Origin of the sequence: Curtobacterium sp. MCLR17_045 (assembly GCF_003234405.1) — a bacterium.
Lineage (GTDB): Bacteria > Actinomycetota > Actinomycetes > Actinomycetales > Microbacteriaceae > Curtobacterium > Curtobacterium flaccumfaciens.
Genome location: NZ_QKTB01000001.1, coordinates 134,087 through 152,489 on the forward strand (window position 1 = coordinate 134,087; position 18,403 = coordinate 152,489).

At 72.2% G+C, this 18,403-nt stretch carries 23 protein-coding genes; 7 read left to right on the forward strand and 16 right to left on the reverse strand.

Annotation, left to right across the window (positions count from 1 at the left end; translation table 11 throughout):
- The first annotated feature begins 11 nt into the window (after positions 1–11).
- Positions 12–791, forward strand: coding sequence for an Fpg/Nei family DNA glycosylase (locus DEJ05_RS00670; RefSeq protein ID WP_111028945.1), 780 nt, complete (start codon positions 12–14; stop codon positions 789–791).
- Here the strand turns inward: DEJ05_RS00670 and DEJ05_RS00675 are convergent.
- Entirely contained in the window at positions 782–1,702 is a 921-nt protein-coding gene (locus tag DEJ05_RS00675; protein ID WP_111109459.1) for a LysR family transcriptional regulator ArgP, read from the reverse strand. The two genes, DEJ05_RS00670 and DEJ05_RS00675, sit on opposite strands and share 10 nt — an antisense overlap.
- Positions 1,703–1,771: 69 nt before the next feature.
- Between DEJ05_RS00675 and DEJ05_RS00680 the strand changes: the two genes are divergently transcribed.
- Positions 1,772–2,545: a LysE/ArgO family amino acid transporter gene (locus tag DEJ05_RS00680; RefSeq protein ID WP_220036987.1), complete on the forward strand. Its 774-nt coding sequence runs from the start codon at positions 1,772–1,774 to the stop codon at positions 2,543–2,545.
- Here DEJ05_RS00680 and DEJ05_RS00685 read toward each other — a convergent pair.
- The 7 genes from DEJ05_RS00685 to DEJ05_RS00715 all read right to left on the reverse strand — a co-directional run bounded on the left by DEJ05_RS00685 (position 2,499) and on the right by DEJ05_RS00715 (position 8,698).
- Complete coding sequence (locus DEJ05_RS00685; protein WP_111109461.1) at positions 2,499–3,965, reverse strand: APC family permease; 1,467 nt, start codon at positions 3,963–3,965, stop codon at positions 2,499–2,501. The genes DEJ05_RS00680 and DEJ05_RS00685 overlap by 47 nt on opposite strands.
- A 226-nt stretch (positions 3,966–4,191) precedes the next feature.
- Positions 4,192–5,064, reverse strand: coding sequence for a hypothetical protein (locus tag DEJ05_RS00690; RefSeq protein WP_110859458.1), 873 nt, complete (start codon positions 5,062–5,064; stop codon positions 4,192–4,194).
- A gap of 18 nt (positions 5,065–5,082) precedes the next feature.
- Entirely contained in the window at positions 5,083–5,904 is an 822-nt protein-coding gene (locus DEJ05_RS00695; RefSeq protein ID WP_051597007.1) for an alpha/beta fold hydrolase, read from the reverse strand.
- 146 nt (positions 5,905–6,050) lie between these two features.
- Complete coding sequence (locus DEJ05_RS00700; protein ID WP_017885834.1) at positions 6,051–6,311, reverse strand: type II toxin-antitoxin system RelE/ParE family toxin; 261 nt, start codon at positions 6,309–6,311, stop codon at positions 6,051–6,053.
- A complete protein-coding gene (locus tag DEJ05_RS00705; RefSeq protein WP_027466775.1) occupies positions 6,308–6,568 on the reverse strand; it encodes a type II toxin-antitoxin system Phd/YefM family antitoxin in 261 nt (86 codons plus the stop codon). The genes DEJ05_RS00700 and DEJ05_RS00705 overlap by 4 nt, the downstream gene beginning before the upstream one ends.
- Positions 6,569–6,596: 28 nt before the next feature.
- On the reverse strand, positions 6,597–7,109 hold the full coding sequence (locus DEJ05_RS00710; RefSeq protein WP_111028941.1) for a methylated-DNA--[protein]-cysteine S-methyltransferase: 513 nt from the start codon (positions 7,107–7,109) through the stop codon (positions 6,597–6,599).
- Positions 7,106–8,698: an AlkA N-terminal domain-containing protein gene (locus DEJ05_RS00715; RefSeq protein WP_111109462.1), complete on the reverse strand. Its 1,593-nt coding sequence runs from the start codon at positions 8,696–8,698 to the stop codon at positions 7,106–7,108. The genes DEJ05_RS00710 and DEJ05_RS00715 overlap by 4 nt, the downstream gene beginning before the upstream one ends.
- Positions 8,699–8,787: 89 nt before the next feature.
- On the opposite strand from DEJ05_RS00715, the gene DEJ05_RS00720 reads away from it, so the two are divergent.
- Entirely contained in the window at positions 8,788–9,387 is a 600-nt protein-coding gene (locus DEJ05_RS00720; protein WP_258376055.1) for a molybdenum cofactor biosysynthesis protein, read from the forward strand.
- A gap of 40 nt (positions 9,388–9,427) precedes the next feature.
- Here DEJ05_RS00720 and DEJ05_RS00725 read toward each other — a convergent pair whose 3' ends face one another.
- The 5 genes from DEJ05_RS00725 to folE form a co-directional block, all read right to left on the reverse strand.
- The gene (locus DEJ05_RS00725) at positions 9,428–9,970 is read right to left on the reverse strand and encodes a type 1 glutamine amidotransferase domain-containing protein (protein WP_027466778.1); all 543 of its coding nucleotides are present in this window, start codon (positions 9,968–9,970) and stop codon (positions 9,428–9,430) included.
- A 441-nt stretch (positions 9,971–10,411) separates the two neighbouring features.
- Positions 10,412–11,065, reverse strand: coding sequence for an HAD-IA family hydrolase (locus tag DEJ05_RS00730; RefSeq protein ID WP_111109464.1), 654 nt, complete (start codon positions 11,063–11,065; stop codon positions 10,412–10,414).
- Positions 11,066–11,130: 65 nt separating this feature from the next.
- Positions 11,131–11,880 (reverse strand): pyrimidine reductase family protein, encoded by a 750-nt coding sequence (locus DEJ05_RS00735; protein ID WP_258376056.1) that lies wholly within the window; start codon positions 11,878–11,880, stop codon positions 11,131–11,133.
- A complete protein-coding gene (gene folP / locus DEJ05_RS00740) occupies positions 11,877–12,797 on the reverse strand; it encodes a dihydropteroate synthase (protein ID WP_111109466.1) in 921 nt (306 codons plus the stop codon). Before folP ends, DEJ05_RS00735 begins: the two co-directional genes overlap by 4 nt.
- A complete protein-coding gene (gene folE, locus DEJ05_RS00745) occupies positions 12,794–13,405 on the reverse strand; it encodes a GTP cyclohydrolase I (protein WP_111109467.1) in 612 nt (203 codons plus the stop codon). The genes folP and folE overlap by 4 nt, the downstream gene beginning before the upstream one ends.
- Positions 13,406–13,562: 157 nt before the next feature.
- Between folE and DEJ05_RS00750 the strand changes: the two genes are divergently transcribed.
- Positions 13,563–15,038 carry an NCS2 family permease gene (locus DEJ05_RS00750; protein ID WP_027466783.1) on the forward strand — a complete coding sequence of 492 codons (1,476 nt, stop codon included), beginning with the start codon at positions 13,563–13,565 and terminating at the stop codon, positions 15,036–15,038.
- Positions 15,039–15,193: 155 nt separating this feature from the next.
- Here the strand turns inward: DEJ05_RS00750 and DEJ05_RS00755 are convergent, their stop codons facing one another.
- Together DEJ05_RS00755 and DEJ05_RS00760 are read right to left on the reverse strand one after the other, a co-directional pair.
- Positions 15,194–15,646 carry a hypothetical protein gene (locus DEJ05_RS00755; protein WP_017887957.1) on the reverse strand — a complete coding sequence of 151 codons (453 nt, stop codon included), beginning with the start codon at positions 15,644–15,646 and terminating at the stop codon, positions 15,194–15,196.
- Between the two features lie 191 nt (positions 15,647–15,837).
- Complete coding sequence (locus DEJ05_RS00760; protein ID WP_027466785.1) at positions 15,838–16,302, reverse strand: hypothetical protein; 465 nt, start codon at positions 16,300–16,302, stop codon at positions 15,838–15,840.
- A 100-nt stretch (positions 16,303–16,402) separates the two neighbouring features.
- Between DEJ05_RS00760 and DEJ05_RS00765 the strand changes: the two genes are divergently transcribed.
- The 3 genes from DEJ05_RS00765 to DEJ05_RS00775 are packed head-to-tail and all read left to right on the forward strand — an operon-like array spanning position 16,403 to position 17,594.
- Complete coding sequence (locus DEJ05_RS00765) at positions 16,403–16,669, forward strand: hypothetical protein (RefSeq protein WP_035809269.1); 267 nt, start codon at positions 16,403–16,405, stop codon at positions 16,667–16,669.
- A gap of 26 nt (positions 16,670–16,695) precedes the next feature.
- Positions 16,696–17,211 (forward strand): DUF1697 domain-containing protein, encoded by a 516-nt coding sequence (locus DEJ05_RS00770; protein WP_111109607.1) that lies wholly within the window; start codon positions 16,696–16,698, stop codon positions 17,209–17,211.
- Complete coding sequence (locus tag DEJ05_RS00775; protein ID WP_111109468.1) at positions 17,208–17,594, forward strand: VOC family protein; 387 nt, start codon at positions 17,208–17,210, stop codon at positions 17,592–17,594. Before DEJ05_RS00770 ends, DEJ05_RS00775 begins: the two co-directional genes overlap by 4 nt.
- A gap of 24 nt (positions 17,595–17,618) precedes the next feature.
- On the opposite strand, the gene DEJ05_RS00780 is transcribed toward DEJ05_RS00775, so the two are convergent.
- The gene (locus tag DEJ05_RS00780) at positions 17,619–18,386 is read right to left on the reverse strand and encodes an SDR family NAD(P)-dependent oxidoreductase (RefSeq protein ID WP_071406210.1); all 768 of its coding nucleotides are present in this window, start codon (positions 18,384–18,386) and stop codon (positions 17,619–17,621) included.
- Positions 18,387–18,403: the final 17 nt, after the last annotated feature.

Sequence of the window (18,403 nt, forward strand, 5' to 3'; positions counted from 1 at the left end):
GGAGGTGACCCGTGCCTGAAGGCGACACCGTCTACCGGGCTGCCCGCCGCCTGCACACCGCGCTGGCGGGCAAGGTCCTGACGAAGAGTGACTTCCGCGTCCCCGCGTTCGCGACCCTCGACCTGGTCGGCCGCACCGTCGACGAGGTCGTCCCCCGCGGCAAGCACCTGCTGCACCGCATCGGCGACCTGACCGTGCACTCGCACCTGAAGATGGAGGGCCGGTGGGACGTCTACGCGCCCGGTGACCGCTGGCGACGTCCGGCGCACCAGGCCCGGGCGATCCTGGACGCCGAGGGGGTCTCCACCGTCGGCTTCGCCCTCGGAGTGCTCGAGGTCGTGCCGCGCGACCAGGAGTCCGAGGTCGTCGGACACCTGGGGCCGGACCTGCTCGGCCCCGACTGGGACGCCGACCTCGCGCTCGCCAACCTGACCGAGGACCCCGAACGCCCGGTCGGGCTGGCACTGCTCGACCAGCGGGTGCTCGCCGGGCTCGGCAACGTGTACCGGAACGAACTCTGCTTCCTGCGCGGGGTGCTGCCGACGCGTCCGGTCGGGCAGGTGCCGGACCCGGCGCGGACGATCACGCTCGCGAGCCGACTGATCCTGGCGAACCGCGACCGCAGTGCCCGTGTGACCACCGGCGTCGACCGCCCCGGGCGACGGTTCTGGGTCTACGGCCGTGCCGGCAAGCCGTGTCTGCGGTGCGGGACACCGATCCGGCACGGGGAACTCGGTGACTCGGAGCTCACCCTGCGCGACACGTACTGGTGTCCGCGCTGTCAGTCTTGACGCTGACGCGCGGGGTGCAGTCGCGACGACGCGGTCGCACGGACGGCGCCGGTGACCCGTTCGAGCAGGGGTGACGCCAGGTTCCAGCGCTGCCACCACAGCGCCACGTCGGCGTGCCGACCCGGTGCCAGCTCGACCAGGACACCGCGGTCGATCGCCTCGAGGCACTGCGCCTCGGGCAGCAGCCCCCACCCGAACCCGAGCGTGACCGCACGGGCGAAGTCGGCGGAGGTCGGGACGAAGTGGCGCGGGCCGCCGGGAGCGTGGCCGAGGACCTGACGCAGGTACCCCTGCTGCAGGTCGTCGTCGCGGTCGTAGTCGACGAGCGGGACCTCGTCGAGCCGCCGGAGCATCCGCCGCTCGGTGCCGGTGTCGCCGAGGTAGCGGGCGACGAACGCCGGGGACGCCACCGCCCGGTACCGGTCGATCCCGAGCGGCACCGACGAGCAGCCCTGCACCGGATCCGCCTCGGCCGTCACGGCACCCATCACCGTGCCGGCGCGGAGCAGCTCGGCGGTGCGGTCCTGGTCCTCACGGTGCAGGTCGAAGACAACCTCGGTGTCGGCCCGGACGAGGGCGAGGGCGTCGAGGAACCAGGTGCCGAGCGAGTCGGCGTTCACGGCCAGCGGGATCGACGGCACCACCGACGATCCACCGCCGAGGGCTCGGGAGGTCTCCTCGTCGAGCAGCCGGACCTGCCGTGCGTGCCGGAGCACGACTGCGCCGTCCGCGGTCGGGCGCACCGGGGTGGTGCGCTGGAGCAGCACCCGGCCGACCTGCTGCTCCATCGACTTGATCCGCTGCGAGACCGCCGACGGGGTGATCGCCAGCGCACGGGCCGCCGCGTCGAGCGTGCCGTGGTCGACGGCGGCGAGCAGCGTCTCGAGGTGCTCGCGCTGGAACCGGGTCATGCAGCTGATCTTACGGTGCTGCAGGAACGTGAGCTGTACTACACCGCATTGCGGCCCTAGCGTCGGATCGTGACCTCGCTCCTGCCCCTGCTCTCCGGCCTCGGCACCGGCCTCGCACTGATCGTCGCGATCGGTGTGCAGAACACGTACCTGCTGCGCCTCGCCGTGAGCGCCGGGCTCCGGGTGGTGGCCGCTGCCGTCGTGGTGTGCGCGGTCTCGGATGCGCTGCTCATCGTCGCCGGGGTGCTCGGGGTCGGCGCCGTGGTCGAGCGGTTCCCCGTGGCGCTCCTGGTGATCCGGTTCGTCGGTGCCGCGTTCCTGCTCACGTACGGGGTGCTCGCGGCGCGGCGTGCGCTGCGGCCCTCGGGGGACGCGATGCGGGTCGCCGACGAGGCGGCCGACGACGGTGTGGTGGGCGCCAGCACGGACGCGGGCGCGGGGGTGGACGCGACCACCGGCACGACGGTGGCGGCGGGGCGGACGCGCACCGCGCCTCCCGGCCAGGTGGTGACCATGCGGACGGCCGTGCTGACCATGCTCGTCTTCACGTGGGCGAACCCGCACGTCTACCTGGACACGCTGGTGTTCCTCGGGTCGGTGGCGAACCAGCAGGGTGCGGACGACCGGTGGCTCTGGACGATCGGTGCCGTCGCGGCGAGTTGCCTGTGGTTCGGGGCCCTCGGGTTCGGCGGACGCCTGCTGCGGCCGCTGTTCGAGAAGCCGCTGACCTGGCGGGTGTTCGACGGCCTGGTCGCCGTCGTGATGCTCGCGTTCGGTGTGCTGCTGCTCGCCGCCGCTACGCGCCGACGCGGCTGTGGCGACGGCTGTAGCCGAAGTAGATGACGAAGCCGATGGCCAGCCAGACGACGAACCGGAGCCAGGTCTCGACCTCGAGGTTCAGCATCAGCCAGAAGCACAGCACCGCCGAGATGATCGGCAGCACGGGCGACCACGGCACCCGGAAGGCCCGCGGCGCGTCGGGCCGCGACCGACGCAGCACGACGATGCCGATCGACACCAGGACGAACGCGGACAGCGTGCCGATGTTGATCATGCCCTCGAGCTTGTCGACCGCGGTGAACCCGGCCAGCAGCGCCACGACGACACCGGCGACGACCTGCACGCGCACCGGGGTCTGCGTCTTCGGGTTGGTCTTCGAGAACCAGCGGGGCAGCAGGCCGTCGCGGCTCATCGAGAAGACGATGCGGGACAGCCCGAGCAGCAGCACCATGACGACGGTGGTCAGCCCGATCAGGGAGCCGATGGCGATGATGCCGGCGGCCCACGGCAGCCCGACGATGTTGAACGCCGACGCCAGGGACGGTGTGTCCTCCTCGGCCAGGCGCTGGTACGAGACCATGCCGGTGATGACGATGCTGACGCCGACGTAGAGCAGGGTCACGATGCCGAGGCCGATGAAGATGCCGCGGGGCAGCGTCTTCTGCGGGTTCTCGGTCTCCTCGGCACTGGTGGCGACGACGTCGAACCCGATGAAGGCGAAGAACACCAGGGACGCCGCGGCGAGCAGGCCGAAGACGCCGTACTGGGCGGGCTCCGCACCGGTGAACCACGACACGAGTGACTGCGTCCAGACGCTGCCCTCGGCACCCTTGGCGGGCTCGGCCGGCGGGATGAACGGGGTGAAGTTCGCGGCCTTGACGAAGAACGCACCGGCGACGATGACGAACACGACGATGGCGACCTTGATGACCGTGATGACCGCCGACACCCGCGACGACAGGCGGGTGCCGAAGGCGAGGAGCACCGTGAAGATCCCGACGATGAGCACCGGCCCCCAGGTGAACGGGATCGGACCGAGCTGGATCGTGCTGGGCAGGTCGACGCCGAACACCTTGAACGCTTCGCTGAGGTAGATGCCCCAGTACTTCGCGATCACGGCGCTGGCCGTGAGGGTCTCGAGGATGAGGTCCCAGCCCACGATCCAGGCGAGCAGCTCACCCATCGTGGCGTAGGTGAACGTGTACGCGGAGCCGGCGACGGGGATCGTCGACGCGAACTCGGCGTAGCACATGATCGCCAGGCCGCAGGTGACGGCGGCGAGCAGGAAGGAGATGATGACGCCGGGCCCGGCGAAGTTCGCGGCGGCGTTCGCGCCGACCGAGAAGATGCCGGCGCCGACGGCGACCGCGATCCCCATCGCGGCGATGTCGAACGTCTTCAGGGAGCGTTTCAGGGACCTGCCCTGCTCCTCGGAGTCGGCCAGGGAGGCCTCGATCGACTTGATGCGGAGCTTCGTTGCCATGGGGTGGATCCCGTCATCGGCTGGCTGCGGACCTCGGAAGGGTACTGGTGTACCACTGTGTCACGCAAAGCGTCCGCCCGGACGGTGGGCCGGTCCGGTGACGGCCGGGAGGCGCGGTGGCGGTCCGGCGCGCAGCGCTCGGCCGGCCGATGGGTGCGTCCAGGGCTGCGGTTGCGTCAGCGGGGCGCGGTTGTGGCCGCGTCAGCGGGATGCGGGTGTGCTCGCGTCAGCGGCCGGCGCGCCAGTCCGCCAGGAACCGGGCTCCGGCCTCGTCGTGGATCACGCCGTCGGGCGCGGTGAGCACCGGGTACGGCGTGGCCGGCACCCCGTCGGCGGGACGGACGTCGACGTGCGCGACCTCGTGGCCGTGGGCGTGCAGCCAGTCCGCCATGGCGTAGTCGCTGCGGGAGTCCCCCACGGTGCGCCAGGTGACCGGGAGCTCGCCGTCCTGCCCGAGGAGCTCGAGCGAGCGCTCGGCCCCCAGGTCCTTGCCGCTGCGGTCGGACTCGACGTCGGTCGAGATGATCGTCGGGTCGATGCGCCACTGCACGGCGCCGTCGGCGTCGGGTCGGACGTCGTCGAGGCGGCGGACACCGAGCCCGCGACGCTCGAGTGCGGCCATGGCCTTCGCGTCGAACTCCGGCTGGCGGGCCAGGTAGGTGGCGTTCGGCACCTCGACGCGCTGCTCGATCGACACCATGGCGCGCTTCGTCTCGTCGAAGAACACCAGGTCGGCGTACTCGTCGCGGACCAGCTCGCGCATCTCGTCGGCGTAGTCCCGCGGCAGCGCGAGGTCCTCGGCGACGGTCAGCTCACCCATGCCGCCGTCGTACTGCGGACCGATCGAGCACCACACGGCACCCTTCTCGCAGACGGCGTGGACCCGGCCACCCTCGGCGAGACCCCCGGCGAGCAGCGGACCGACGACCTCGGAGCGGATGAACGCATCGCTGCGGCCGGTGTTGAAGACGATCGGGATGCCCTCGGCGGCGAGCGCGACGAGGTCCGCGACGATGCTCGGGATCGCGATGGTGCGGGAGACCGGGCTGGCGATGGGCCCGTCGACGTCGAGCAGGAGACCGAGGCGGGGTGCGTTCACCCGCCCATCCTCTCGCAGTCAGCTGCTGGGCGAGACGATCCGGCTCCGGACGCGGTCGATCAGGGCTCCGAGGGCGGCCGGGGCGGGGACGTGTCCCTGCCCGGGGACCTCGGTGTACTCGGAACCGGGCACCGCGTCGACGAGGGCGCGGGCGGCTCGTCGCATCCACTCGAGTCCGTCGCCACCGGCGCCGACGAGCACCGGCACACCGACCGCGGCGGCAACGCGCTCCGGCACGGCGAGGCCGTTCAGCACCCGGACCTCGCGGCTCAGCACGTGGGCGTCGACCACCAGGGAGCGCCAGAGCGACCCCTTGAGCCGCAGTGCCGTGACCTGGCCCATCGGGACCCCGAGTACCTGGGTCAGGAACCCGCGGACAGCCTGGGCCCGGCGGCCGGCACCGACGTGTTCGTCGAGCAGGTCCGCGAACACGACGTCGTCGGCGTGCGGGTCGACCGAGGCACGGTACGGCGGTTCCCACAGGACGGCGCCGTCGACCGGCAGTCCGGTGGCGAGCCCGTGCAGCACGACACCGGCGCCGACGCAGATGCCGACGGCGGTGGTCGGTGCGCCGATGCTCTCGACGACGGCCCGCAGGTCGTCGACCTCGCGCTCGATGGCCCACGTCGCGGAGTCACCGCTGGCACCGCGACCACGGCGGTCGTAGGTCACCACGCGGTGCGTCGAGCCGAGCTCGGCGACCACGCGGTCGAGGTACGGGGTCCCGCGGTGGTCGAAGGCACCGCCCACGACGACGACCGCCGGCCCGTCCCCTGCCTCGGAGACGGCGATGGTGGTGCCGTCGGAGGAGACGACCGTTCGGTCGACTGGAGGGAGCATGGGGTCCTTTGCGAGCTGTCGACGGCGATGCGTCGGGCCTCGGAGGGGACCGTGCGGATTACCGGTCCTCCGAGTGTCGCAGGCGTGGGAGTCCGTGTCTCCCCCCGCTTCCAGGGGCAGAACCCCGCCGCTCGGGCGCCGGACGGTCAGCGATCCCGGTAGACCTCGCGCCGGTGCCCGGCGTCGACGACCACCACGACGAGCTTGCCGTCGTCGATCCGGTAGATCAGCCGGTAGTCCCCCGAGCGGACCCGCCACCCGGGCCGGTTCACGAGCTTGCGTGCGGCGGGTGGCCGGGGGTGCTCGGCGAGGATCGCGAGGAGCCCCTCGATCCGCCGTCGCCCGTCGAGCGGGAGCTTGCGGATGACGCGTTGCGCGGCCGGGATGACCTCGACCGAGTACGTCACCCGAGACCGAGTTCGCGCTTGAGGTCGTCCCACTTGACGTTCTCGCCACCGATGCGGGCACTCTCCGCAACGGCTTCGTCGTAGGCGACCAGGTCGTCCAGGTCCTCCGCCGCCTCGAGCAACCGGTCGAGGACGGCCGCGTCGACCACGGCTGCGACGCGCTTGTTGCGCCGGGTCAGGTAGACGGGTTCGTGCCGGGCGTCGTCGATGATCGACGCCAGGCGGCCACGGGCTTCGGAGATCGACACTTCGCTCACCTGTACATTCTAGGGCGTTTTGTACAAGTCAGACGAGTGCCGTGGTGCCGACCGACTCCCGTTCGAGCAGGGACCGCTTGACGTCGAGCCCCCACGCGAAGCCCCCGAGCGTGCCGTCCGAGCGCAACACCCGATGGCACGGGACGAAGAGCGCCGGGGCGTTCCGGGCGCACACGCTCGCCGCCGCCCGCACGGCGTCGGGCCGGCCCATCGCAGCCGCGAACCCGGTGTAGGTCAGGGTGCCGCCGGCGGGGATCCGGCGGAGCTGGCGCCACCCCTCGGTGAAGAGCTCGGTGCCGAACTGCCGGACCGGTACCTGCATGGCGTGCTCGACCTCGCCCGAGTAGAAGGCGTCGACCGCGTCGGCCGAGGCGACCACGCCGTCGAGCACCCGGTCGGGGCGGTGGCGGTCGGCCAGACGGGCGAGGATCCGCTCGACGGAGTCGGTCCACCCGGACGCGAGGACCCTGCCCTCGGCGTCTTCGAGCACGGTGAACGCCCCGTCGGGGGTGTCCAGGGTCTGGATGGTTGCGTCGGTCATCGGTCGTCCTTCCGGGGGTCCTCGGGGGCACGGGCTGCACGGGCGCCGGCGGTCGCGGTCATCGCGCGGTCGATGATCGGTCGCCAGCAGTGCATCGTGAGGTAGCTCCGCCAGGGGGCCACCTGCTCCGACCATAGGGAGAGCTCGCGCGCCGTTCCGGGCAGCCCGAGTTCCTGTGCACCGTTCCGCACGGCGAGGTCGCTGTGGAGGAAGATGTCCGGGTGGTGCCGGACCCGCAGCGCGACGTAGTCGGCGGTCCACGGCCCGATGCCCTTCACCGCGAGGAGTCCGTCGCGCAGGTCACCGAGGGACTGCCCACCGTCCACCACCAGGGACCCGTCGGCGAGCGCCGCAGCCACCCGCAGGATCGTGTCGACGCGGGCGGCGGGGCCGCGCAGCACCTCGTGCCCGCGTTCGGCGATCGCGACCGCGGACGGGAACAGCAGTCCGCCGGGCCGGATGGCGTCGGGCACCGTCGCGCCGAGTGCGGCCACGAGCCGGGTCTGCGCGGTGCGCGCCGCGGCCACCGAGACCTGCTGCCCGATCAGGGTGCGGAACACGATCTCGTGCGCGTCCACCGCGCCGGGGAGCCGGAGACCCGGCACCCGTCCGACGGGTCCGGCGAGCTCGGGCACGGCTCCGAGGACGGCGTCGACGGCGGCCGGGTCGGCGTCGAGGTCGAACAGCGCACGCACCCGCGCCACGAGCGCGGGCAGGTCGGAGAGGTCGGTGACCCGCACGCGCAGGTCGATCCCGGTGCCCCGCCCGGCCACGTCGGGGACGGCGGCCGACGCGCTGAACCAGCCCGGGCCTCCAGGCAGGTCGACCAGCCGCCCGTACGACGTGACCCGACCGGTGGGGTCGGTGTCCGCCTGCTCCGTGCCCGGCAGGGCGTGCAGCGCGTGCCAGTCGAGCAGGCCCTGCGCGTCGAAGGGTGCCCGGGCCGGCAGGTGCACGTGCAGTGCCCCGTCGCCGCCGTCCGTGGCACCGTCGCCTCGCCCGGACCGGCGTGCGCGGAGTTCGGTCGGGGTGACGGCGAAGACCTCGCGCACGGTGTCGTTGAACTGCCGGACGCTGGCGAAGCCTGCGGCGAACGCGACGTCGGCGACGGGCAGGTCGGACGAGGTGAGCAGGGTCCGCGCGGTCTGCGCCCGGTGCGCCCGACTGAGCGCCTTCGGCCCGGCGCCCAGCTCGGCCGTCATGATGCGGTTGAGCTGCCGCTCCGAGTACCCCACACGCGCGGCGAGCCCGGGGACGCCGTCGCGCTCGACGACACCGTCGAGGACGAGTCGCATCGCCCGGCCGGCGACGTCCTCGCGCAGGTCCCATTCGGGGCTGCCGGGGGTCGCCTCGGGCAGGCAGCGCTTGCAGGCGCGGAAGCCGGCCAGGTGCGCTGCGGCGCTCGTGCGGTAGAAGGTGACGCCGGAGACCCTCGGCGTGCGGGCCGGGCAGCTGGGCCGGCAGTAGATGCCGGTGGAGTGCACGGCGGTGACGAACTGGCCGTCGAAGCGCGCGTCGCGGGAGGCGACGGCGCGGTGCCGCTCGGCGTGCAGCGCGTCGGGCTGTACGCCGGTGTCCGGGGTGGTCATGGGCTCAGCCTGACATGCGCCGCCGACGTCGACTGGCGGGAATCGGACGGAGCAGCGCACGGCCGGGAGGCCCGGCTAGCGTTGGCCGGGTGACTTCCGCAGACGACGTGGCCGGTCTCGACGACCTGCCGTTCCGGACCGAGGTCGAGGTCGCGCTGCTGCTCGTCTCGCCGCGGCACCGGTACGAGGGACGCCCGGCCGACGGCGCGCTGCCGGTGGGCGCGGACGATCCGGACGAGTCACGCGACCGGATCGAACTGCGGGCCGGGCTGGGCATCGTCGGCGACCGGTACTTCGCGGCCCGGGCGCACGTGCACGCCTCGGTCACGGTGATCGGGCTGGAGGGGCTCGAAGCCGTCGGTCACGCGATCGATGCCACGGTCGGCCCCGCTGCGACCCGACGGAACGTGTTCCTGCGGGGCGCCGACGTCGAGGCGCTGCGGGGCGAGCCGTTCTCACTGGAGAGTGTGCTTCCCGGTGGCGACAGCAGCGGCGCCCTCGGTCGTGCCGTCCGGTTCCGTGGCTACCGCGCGGCGAACCCCTGCGCCTGGATGGACCACGAGGTGGCCCCCGGGGCGTTCCGGGCGATGCGCGGCCGGGGCGGCGTGCGGTGCGACCCGGAGTCCGACGGTGTGCTCACCCTCGGACCCGCGGTGCTCCGCACGGCCCGCCCCGTGGCGCTCGGCTGACGCGCTCGCCGGGCGGAGTGACCGCCCTGCGGCACAGTGCTCAGGCGGTGAGGGCGCTCTCGATCGCGTCGACGAACGCCGGCAGGTCGTCCGGGGTGCGGGAGGTGATGAAACCGCCGTCGACCTGGACCTCCTGGTCGACCCACTCGGCACCGGCGTTGCGCAGGTCGGTCTGCAGCGACGGGAACGAGGTGACGGTCTTGCCGGACAGCACGCCCGCCTCGACGAGGGTCCACGGGCCGTGGCAGATCGCCGCGACCGGCTTGCTCGCCTCGGCGAAGGCCTGCACGAGCGTCGCCGCGCGGGACTCCTGGCGCAGCGTGTCGGCGTTGATCGTGCCGCCGGGGATCACGAGGGCGTCGAAGTCCTTCGCGTCGACACCGGCGATGGTGGTGTCCGGCTCGAGCGTCTGCCCCGGGTCCTTGTCGCCGACCAGGGTCTGGATCGTGCCGGTCTCCTTCGCCGCCACGGTCACCGAGGCACCGCGCTCACGCAGCTGCTCGGTGGGGACGACGATCTCGTCCTGCTCCACGCCGTAGTTCGTCGTGATGACGAGGACCTTCTTGCCGTCGAGGGTTGCCATGATCGCTCCTTCCGCGGCCCGGTCGTTCCGGCCGCACACCCGAGGGTCGTCGGGGTCGGCTGGGCAGGCCTCCAGGGGCGGCTCGGGGTCCGGCCGGGTGGTCGCAACCCACCGCTCACGTCCGCCGGGTGGTCACGAAGCGTCGGCTGGCGGCGGCGCAACCGACGGTTCCTGACCACTCGGCGCAGGCCGGGCGGGGTGTCCTGACCGGCCGCCGGGGCGCCGTGGACGCGCCCACAGTCGGCCTGGAGGCACGGTGCGGGCCCGCCACGGGCCTCCAGGCCGCCGTCCGGGTGGTCGCAACCCCCGCTCACGTCCGCCGGGTGGTCGCGAAGCGTCGGCTGGCGGCGGCGCAGCCGACGGTTCCTGACCACTCGGCGCGGACAGGGCGGGGTGTCCTGACCGACGGCAGACCGCGGGCAGGCAGGACGGGCGCCGCGCTCAGCCGCGGATGCGGAAGGCGTCGCCGTCGCGCTCGACGGTCAGGCCGTCGTACCCGTGCACTCGGTGCAGGCCGGCCGTCACCGGGTGCTCGAGCGGACCGACGACGACCGTGGTCGCGCCCGAGGCGATGGCGGACTCGAGTCCGGCCGGGGCATCCTCGAACGCCACGCAGTCGGTCGGGTCGACGCCGAGCAGGGCAGCTCCGCGCAGGTAGCCGTCGGGGTGGGGCTTGCCGTGCTCGACGTCCTCCGAGGGCACGAAGGCCTCGGGCACGGCGAACCCGGCGGCGGCCATCCGGCCCGCGGCGAGGTCACGCGGGGCACTCGTGACGAGGGCCACCGGGACGCCGAGTTCGACGAGTCGCTGCACGAAGGCGACGGCGCCGGGGATCTCGAGGATGCCCTCGGTGCTCGCGGTCTCCTCGGCGACGAGCTCGGCCGCGATCCGCTCCTGCTCGGCCAGGGGCAGATCGGGGAGGAAGCGCCGCAGGGTGTCGATCGCCTGCCGTCCGTGCGAGAACGCGAGGATCTCGACGGGGTCGATGCCGTTCGCGTGGCCGAACCGGGTCCAGGTCGCCTCGACCACCGCGGTCGAGTCGACGAGGGTCCCGTCCATGTCGAAGAGGACCCCGGACGCCACGATGTCGATCACGCGCCCGACCCTAGCCCACGGGGGTCAGCGCCCCCCGCGCACCCGCGGTCCGCGCGCGAGCGGTGTCAGCGCGCCCGGACGTACCGGGTGAGCAGCACGCCGCCGGCGCCGAGCAGCACGTGCGCCGGTCGCATCCGCCGGAGCTCGGGTGACGAGCCGCGGGCGATGCGCGGCCCCTCCCCGCCCTCGAGGGACGGGTCGATCGTCAGGGTCAGCTCGTCGACGGCATCCGCGGCGATGAGCGCCCCGAGGAACGACGGCCCGCCCTCGCAGTGGATCATCCCGAGGGCACGGTCGGCCAACACGCCTCGGATCCGCCCGGCGTCCACCGAGTCCGGCTCGTCGTCCGCGCTGCAGCGCACGACGTCGGCGACCTCGGCGAGCGCCTGGGCCTTCGACGACGCTGCCGCCGTCTCCGACGTCAGGACGATCGGGCGCACCGGCGCCTCGGTGAACACCCGAGACCCCGGGTCGAGCGACAGCGAGCCGGTGACGATCGCGAACACGGGGTGGTCCGGCTTGCCGTGCGCCCGACGCCAGGCGACGTCGGCGTCGTGCAGGACCATCGGCCCGTAGCCCTCGTCGCGGACGGTGCCAGCGGCGACGAGCACGACGTCGGCCACCCGCCGGAGCAGGTCGAAGACGCGCAGGTCGTCGTCGCCACCGAGCGACCCGGACACCCCGGCAGCCGAGGCCGAACCGTCCAGCGTGGCGACGAAGTTCACCCGGAGCCAGGGGGCCCCGGTGTCGGCGGTGTAGAGGTCGAGCAGGTCGTCGTCGGACAGGTCCGCGATCGACGGGGGCAGGACGTTCACGTGTTGTGCCTCGATTCCACGGGGGTGCGCCATCCGAGCGTGGCCTCGACCATGCGCATCGCGTCGACGCTCTCGGCGACGTCGTGCATCCGGACGATCCGGGCGCCGAGCATCGCGCTCACGGTCGCCACGGCGAGCGATCCGGAGAGCCGTTCCCCGCGGGGGCGCCCGAGCGACTCCCCCACGAAGTCCTTGTTCGACACCGCGGCGAGGACCGGGTAGCCGAGCGCGACGACCTCGGGCAGCCGACGGGTGAGCTCGAGGGTGTGCACGGTGTTCTTGTGCAGGTCGTGGCCCGGGTCGACGATGATCCGCGACTCGGGTATGCCCGCGGCGAGCGCGCGGTCGACCCGTTCGCGCAGGAACGCGACGACCTCGCCCGCGATGTCGCCGTACTGCGGGGGTGCGGGCAGCGGACGACGAGGTTCCGCGAGCGAGTGTGTGATGACGACGGTGGCCTCGGAGTCGGCGACCACGGCGGCCATCCGGGGGTCGGACAGGCCGGTGGTGTCGTTGACGACGGTCGCCCCGGCTGCGATCGCCGCCGCGGCGACCTCGGGACGGAAGGTGTCGACGCTGATGACGACGTCGGACTGCTGGGCGAGCTGCTCGACGACGGGCACGACGCGGTCGATCTCGTCGGAGGCGGGCAGTTCCGGACCGGGGGCGAACTTCACGCCACCGATGTCGACCCAGTCGGCGCCCTGCTCGGCTGCGCGCACCGAGGCGGCGACGGCCCGGTCGAGCTCGAAGGTGGCGCCGCGGTCGTGGAACGAGTCGGGGGTGCGGTTCACGATCGCCATCACGGCGATGCGGTGGTCGAAGTCGATGGTGCGGCGGCCGAACCTCCGGACCGGGTGGCGCAGGTCCGGCACGACCCAGCCGGGGCCGGCCGTGCCGTCGGGGAGGCCCGTCATGCGTCCGCCCCGGCACTCGCGTCGTGCCCGGCCTCGGTCCCGCGCCCGGCACCGATGAGCGCGATCGCCTCGGCCCGTCCCGCGGTGTCGGCCAGCGAACCGGTCGCCGCCACCGTCACGGTCGTCGAACCGGTCTGGCGCTCCCCACGCGTCGTGACGCACTGGTGCTGCGCGTCGAGGACCACCAGGACGCCCTCGGCGCCGAGCCCCTCGGCGATGGTCGCGGCGACCTGTTCGCCGAGCCGCTCCTGCAGCTGCGGACGGGAGGCCACCGCGTCGAGCACCCGCGCCAACGTGCCGAGCCCGATGAGGCGGTCGCCCGGCGCGTACGCCAGGTGCGCGACCCCGAGGAACGGCAGCAGGTGGTGTTCGCAGACGGAACGGAACTTCACGTCCCGCACGATGACGAGCCGACCGCGTTCGCCGTCCTCGGCGTGCACGGTGCCGTCCCGGGCGATGGCGACCGCGTCGGTGCCGATCCCGGAGAAGAACTCGGCGTACGAGTCGGCGACCCGGGCGGGGGTGCGGGTGAGTTCCGGGCGGTCGGGATCCTCGCCGATGGCGAGCAGCAGCTCGCGGACGGCGGCCTGCACACGGGCGCGGTCCATGGGTGACGTCACCCGCTCATCCAACACCAGCCATGGCCGGAGAACGCGGGCAGACGCCCAGCGCGAGGTGCGCGATCCGCGTGGAACGGGCCTCCCGGCTGTCACAACCTGTGAGACCGGTGTGACACGCCCGAAACCCAGCGTCCTTTAAACTCTCGTGGTGAGCGCCCCGCAGACCGACACCACGCCCCGGAACCGCTTCGCGACCGGCCTCGATCGATTCTTCTCCATCACGCAACGCGGATCGTCGATCCCCCGCGAGGTCCGCGGTGGCCTCGTCTCGTTCGTGACGATGGCGTACATCGTCATCCTGAACCCCCTCATCCTCGGCGGGTTCAGCGCCGACCAGGCCGCCAAGGACGTCAGCGGCGGATGGCTCGAGAACGCTCAGGTGGCCGCGGCGACCGGTCTCGTCGCCGGCGTCATGACCATCGCGATGGGCATCATCGCGAACCTGCCGTTCGGCATCGCCGCGGGGCTCGGGATCAACTCGTTCCTCGCCGTCAGCGTCGTGCACCAGGTCACCTGGGCCGAGGCGATGGGCCTGGTCGTCATCAACGGTGTGATCATCGTGATCCTCGCGTTGACCGGCATCCGGACGATGATCTTCACCGCCGTCCCGGCACAGCTCAAGGCCGCGATCACGGTCGGCATCGGCCTGTTCATCGCCTTCATCGGGCTCGTCGACTCCGGCTTCGTGCGGTCCTCCGGGCTCGCCTCGCCGCCGCTGCAGCTCGGCGAGGACGGCTCCGTCGGCGCCCTGCCGACCATCGTGTTCCTCATCGGCCTGATCATCATCGGCACGCTCATGGCCCGCCGGGTCAAGGGTGCGCTGCTCATCGGCATCGTCGCGACCACGATCATCGCGATCATCCTGCAGGCGATCTTCCAGGTGCCCACCTCGGTCGACTCGAAGACCGGCTGGAACCTCAACGCCCCCGGCCTGCCGAGCGCACTCTTCGCCGTGCCGGACCTGTCGCTCGTCGGCCACGCCGACGTCTTCGGCGCCTTCACCCGCATCGGCCCGCTCGCCGCGTCGATGCTCGTCTTCACCCTCGTCTTCACGAACTTCTTCGACGCCATGGGAACCATGACCGGTCTGGCCAAGGCCGCCGGTGTCGCGAAGCCGGACGGCACGTTCCCCCGCCTGAAGTCGGCGCTCGTCGTCGAGGGCGTCGGCGCGATCGCCGGTGGTGGCGCGTCGGTGTCGTCGAACACCGTCTTCATCGACTCGGCCTCCGGCATCGGCGAGGGCGCCCGCACGGGCATGGCCTCGGTCGTCACCGGCCTGCTGTTCCTGGCGTCGATGTTCCTCACGCCGCTCACCCAGGTCGTCCCGCTCGAGGTCGCCGCCGCCGGGCTCGTCGTCGTCGGTGCGCTCATGGTCGCGCAGGTCGCGGACATCTCGTGGTCGGACTTCGGCTCGGCCCTGCCGGCGTTCCTGACGATCGTCGTCATGCCGCTGACCTACTCGATCGCGAACGGCATCGGCGCCGGCTTCATCAGCTGGGTGCTCATCAAGCTGCTGTCCGGCCGTGGCCGCGAGGTCTCGTGGCTGCTCTACGTCGTCGCCGCGGGCTTCCTGCTGTACTTCGCGCGGGGGCCGCTGGAGGCGCTGCTCGGCGTCGGCTGAGGCTTGCTGCTGGGCCTTGCTGATCCGGGTCTGGCTGGACCCGGCGCAAGACGCCGTCGTGTCATCGAGACGCCGCCGAATCCGGCGGCGTCTCGACGTTTCCGGGGCGTCTTCCGCAGGACGCCGGCGTCTTCCGCAGGCCTGGAGGCCCGTGCTCAGTCCGGCAGGTCGCTCGGCGTCGCCTCGTGGTGGCGCTGGTCCTGGGTGCGACGGTCTTCCTTCATGCCCGCCTCGAACAGGTGGCGACGGCCCTGCACGAGCTCGTCGCGCGCGGTGCGCTCGAGCTCCTTGGCGAGGGCGTAGTAGCCGTCGTCGTAGTCCTCGACGATCTGGAACGTCCAGCGGCCCGCGATGACGTTGCGGCCCACGAGTTCGGTGTCGATGCGCTCGGCGAGTTCGGTGTGCCCGGCCTTCCGCAGCTGCTCGACCGCCTCACCGAGGTTCAGGTCAGCGGTGCCGGTCAGTCGGTGGAACCCGTAGAGCAGGCCACGGGCGTGCTCGATGACCTCGACCGCGGCGGACAGGCTGCCGAGTGCCTCGACCGTGGCCTCGGACACCCCCTCGGGAACCTGGTGCTGCGCGTCGGGGCCCTGTGCGTCGTTCGTCATGGGTCCCGTCTACACGACGACTGCCGAGGCCGAGCGCAGTCACTTCGTCTGGTTGGGGTGGTGCGACTGCGTTCCGCTGCACCGCCACCACGTCGCGCCACCCCTGTTCCGCGCCACGTGTCCCGAAGACGATCGTGTACTCCGTCGAACGGATCGGCCGGGGGACCCCGCCGCGCCGGCCCGCCACCGCGTCAGGGCTTCTCGACGCGGATCGGCTCGGCGAGGATCTCCGGCTCTCCGGTGTCCCAGCCCGCGGCGATCGCCTCGGCACTGTTGCGCCACGCCTGCATCTCGAGCAGGAGTCTGCGCGGCTGCCGGAGCGAGAACGAGCCACGGGCGACGTCGACGATCTCCCGGGCGAAGCGCTGCTGGTCTGCGGCGCTGAGGAGCTTGATCCACGGGTACGGGATCGCCAGCCGATCGTGGAGTGGCAGTTGCTCGTTGAGCGTCACCGCGGCGATGAGCTGCGCCGCGATGTCGAGCACTGCGTCGTCGTCGTCGGATCGTTCCTTCGTGGTGAGGACGAGGGGCTTCCCATCGCGACGGGTGACCTCGAGCGGGGCTTCCTCGGCGGCAGCGAACACCTGCTTGGCGTGCCGGGAGAGGTCAGAGGACTGCACCGACCGTCGGGATCGGGGCGGAGCGACGAGCGTCATGGATCGAGCCTATTCAGAACGTGTTCTGAATGCAACGGTCAGTTGCGACGTCGGAGGTCGGCGCCTACCATTCGAACACACGTTCGAACGAGGAGACCCGATGATGATCACCGACACGGCCGCCACGGTGTGGTGGGCCGAGGGCACGCCGACGCGGCTCGTGTGGGCCGGACGGCGCTGGCGGGTGAGCGACACCCCCACCCGGCTGACCGTGACGCGCGCCGAGCTGCCCACCGCGATCACCCACGCGCCCGAGCGCACGGTGGGCTGGCGGTTCCAGGCGACCAGCGACGACGACGGTGAGGCCCTGGTGGTCGACATCGTGCCGCAGGGTGCCGGTTGGGGCGTGGCCCGGACGTGGACGTGAGCGGGCCGGACCGCTACCGTCCGGACATGGACAGGTGGGTGGCGCTGCTGCGCGGGGTCAACGTGAACGGCATCACGATCCGGAGCACTGAGCTCGCGGAACTCTTCCGAGGGCTCGGGTTCGACGACGTCCGCACTGTGCTCGCCTCGGGCAACGTCGTGTTCTCCGCCGACGTGCCCGCCGAGCAGCTCAAGACGTCGATCGAGCAGGGGCTGCGCGACCGGTTCGGGTACGACGCCTGGATCGTGCTCGTCCGGCACGACGCCCTCGCGGCGGTGGTCGACGGGTTCCCCTTCGCGCGTGCCGACGAACGGCACGACTACGTCGTGTTCGGGTCCGACGACGGTGCGCTCGACGCGTTGGTCACGGACCTCGAACTCGACGAGTCGGTCGAGCAGGTCACCCGCGGGGACGGGGTCGTGTACTGGTCGTGCCCGAAGGGGTCGAGCACCGACACCGTGTTCGCCAGGCGGGCCGGCGCCGCACGCTACAAGCGCACGACGACGACCCGCAACACGAACACCCTGCGGAAGCTCCTGTGACCCTCGGCACCCTGCACCACGTCGAACTCCGCACCGCCGACCTCGACACCGCCTCCGGGGCCTGGAGCTGGCTGCTCGGCGAACTCGGCTACGAGCCGTTCCAGCGCTGGGAGCACGGCCGGAGCTGGCGGCTCGGCCCGTTGTACGTCGTCCTCGAATCGGCGCCGCTGGACGGCGATCACGACCGCCGCCGGCCGGGGCTCAGCCACCTGGCGTTCCACGCCGGTACTGCCGAGACGGTGGAGCGACTCTGGGCCGAGGCTCCCGGTCACGGGTGGGCACGCCTGTACGAGGACCGACACCCGTTCGCCGGTGGCACGGAGCACCACGCGGCCTTCCTCGAGGACGCCGAGCGGTTCAAGGTCGAGCTCGTCGCCAGCTGACGGTGCCGCCGGGGCCGGGGTGACTCAGGCCTGCGGCGGCTGCCCGTTGCTCGCCATGGTGCCGCCGTCCACCGGCAGGACCGCGCCCGTGATGAACGAGGCCGCGTCGCTGGCCAGGAACAGGATCGCCTCGGCGACCTCGGCAGAGCGACCCCCGCGGCCGAGGGCGATGCGCTCGGTGAACTTCGACTGCAGGGCCTCGTCCTCCGCCTGCTCCTGGGTGAGGTCGGTCCAGATGAGTCCCGGAGCGACGGCGTTCACGCGCACGCCGAACTGCCCGTTGTCGAGGGCAGCCGCCTTGGTGAAGTTCGTCACGCCGCCCTTCGCCGCGTTGTAGGGGCTCATCCGCCAGTCGGCGTCCTCACCGGAGACCGACGACGTGTTGACGATCGACCCCTTCGTCTCGCGCAGGAACGGCAGGGCCGCCCGGGTGCCGTAGAACACACCGGACAGGTCGGTCTCGATGACCCGGCGCCACTCGGCCGTGCTGATGTCGGTGATGTCGCCCGAGCTGAAGGTCCCGGCGTTGTTCACCAGGACGTCGAGCCGGTCGAAGCGGTCGATCGCCGCCGAGACGACGGTCTCCCAGTCCTCCGGGCTCGCCACGTCGGCGTGCAGGGCGACGACCCGGTGCGTCGGCAGGGAGTCACCCACCGCGCGGACCTTCTCCTCGACGCTGTCGGTCAGCACGACCGACGCACCCTCGTCGATGAACGCCCGCGCCGTTGCCTCACCGATGCCGGACCCTGCGCCCGTGACGATCGCGACCTTGCCCTCGAACCGGTTGCCCATGATGTCTCCTCTCGTTG

What these genes read in the sequence shown, in the direction of transcription:
- DEJ05_RS00675 (WP_111109459.1), bottom strand. Translation starts at nt 1,702, where the DNA reads ATGACCCGGTTCCAGCGCGAGCACCTCGAGACGCTGCTCGCCGCCGTC.
- DEJ05_RS00685 (WP_111109461.1), bottom strand. Translation starts at nt 3,965, where the DNA reads ATGGCAACGAAGCTCCGCATCAAGTCGATCGAGGCCTCCCTGGCCGAC.
- DEJ05_RS00695 (WP_051597007.1), bottom strand. Translation starts at nt 5,904, where the DNA reads ATGCTCCCTCCAGTCGACCGAACGGTCGTCTCCTCCGACGGCACCACC.
- DEJ05_RS00710 (WP_111028941.1), bottom strand. Translation starts at nt 7,109, where the DNA reads ATGACCGACGCAACCATCCAGACCCTGGACACCCCCGACGGGGCGTTC.
- DEJ05_RS00715 (WP_111109462.1), bottom strand. Translation starts at nt 8,698, where the DNA reads ATGACCACCCCGGACACCGGCGTACAGCCCGACGCGCTGCACGCCGAG.
- DEJ05_RS00725 (WP_027466778.1), bottom strand. Translation starts at nt 9,970, where the DNA reads ATGGCAACCCTCGACGGCAAGAAGGTCCTCGTCATCACGACGAACTAC.
- folP (WP_111109466.1), bottom strand. Translation starts at nt 12,797, where the DNA reads ATGACGGGCCTCCCCGACGGCACGGCCGGCCCCGGCTGGGTCGTGCCG.
- folE (WP_111109467.1), bottom strand. Translation starts at nt 13,405, where the DNA reads ATGGACCGCGCCCGTGTGCAGGCCGCCGTCCGCGAGCTGCTGCTCGCC.
- DEJ05_RS00755 (WP_017887957.1), bottom strand. Translation starts at nt 15,646, where the DNA reads ATGACGAACGACGCACAGGGCCCCGACGCGCAGCACCAGGTTCCCGAG.
- DEJ05_RS00760 (WP_027466785.1), bottom strand. Translation starts at nt 16,302, where the DNA reads ATGACGCTCGTCGCTCCGCCCCGATCCCGACGGTCGGTGCAGTCCTCT.
- DEJ05_RS00765 (WP_035809269.1), top strand. Translation starts at nt 16,403, where the DNA reads ATGATGATCACCGACACGGCCGCCACGGTGTGGTGGGCCGAGGGCACG.
- DEJ05_RS00770 (WP_111109607.1), top strand. Translation starts at nt 16,696, where the DNA reads ATGGACAGGTGGGTGGCGCTGCTGCGCGGGGTCAACGTGAACGGCATC.
- DEJ05_RS00780 (WP_071406210.1), bottom strand. Translation starts at nt 18,386, where the DNA reads ATGGGCAACCGGTTCGAGGGCAAGGTCGCGATCGTCACGGGCGCAGGG.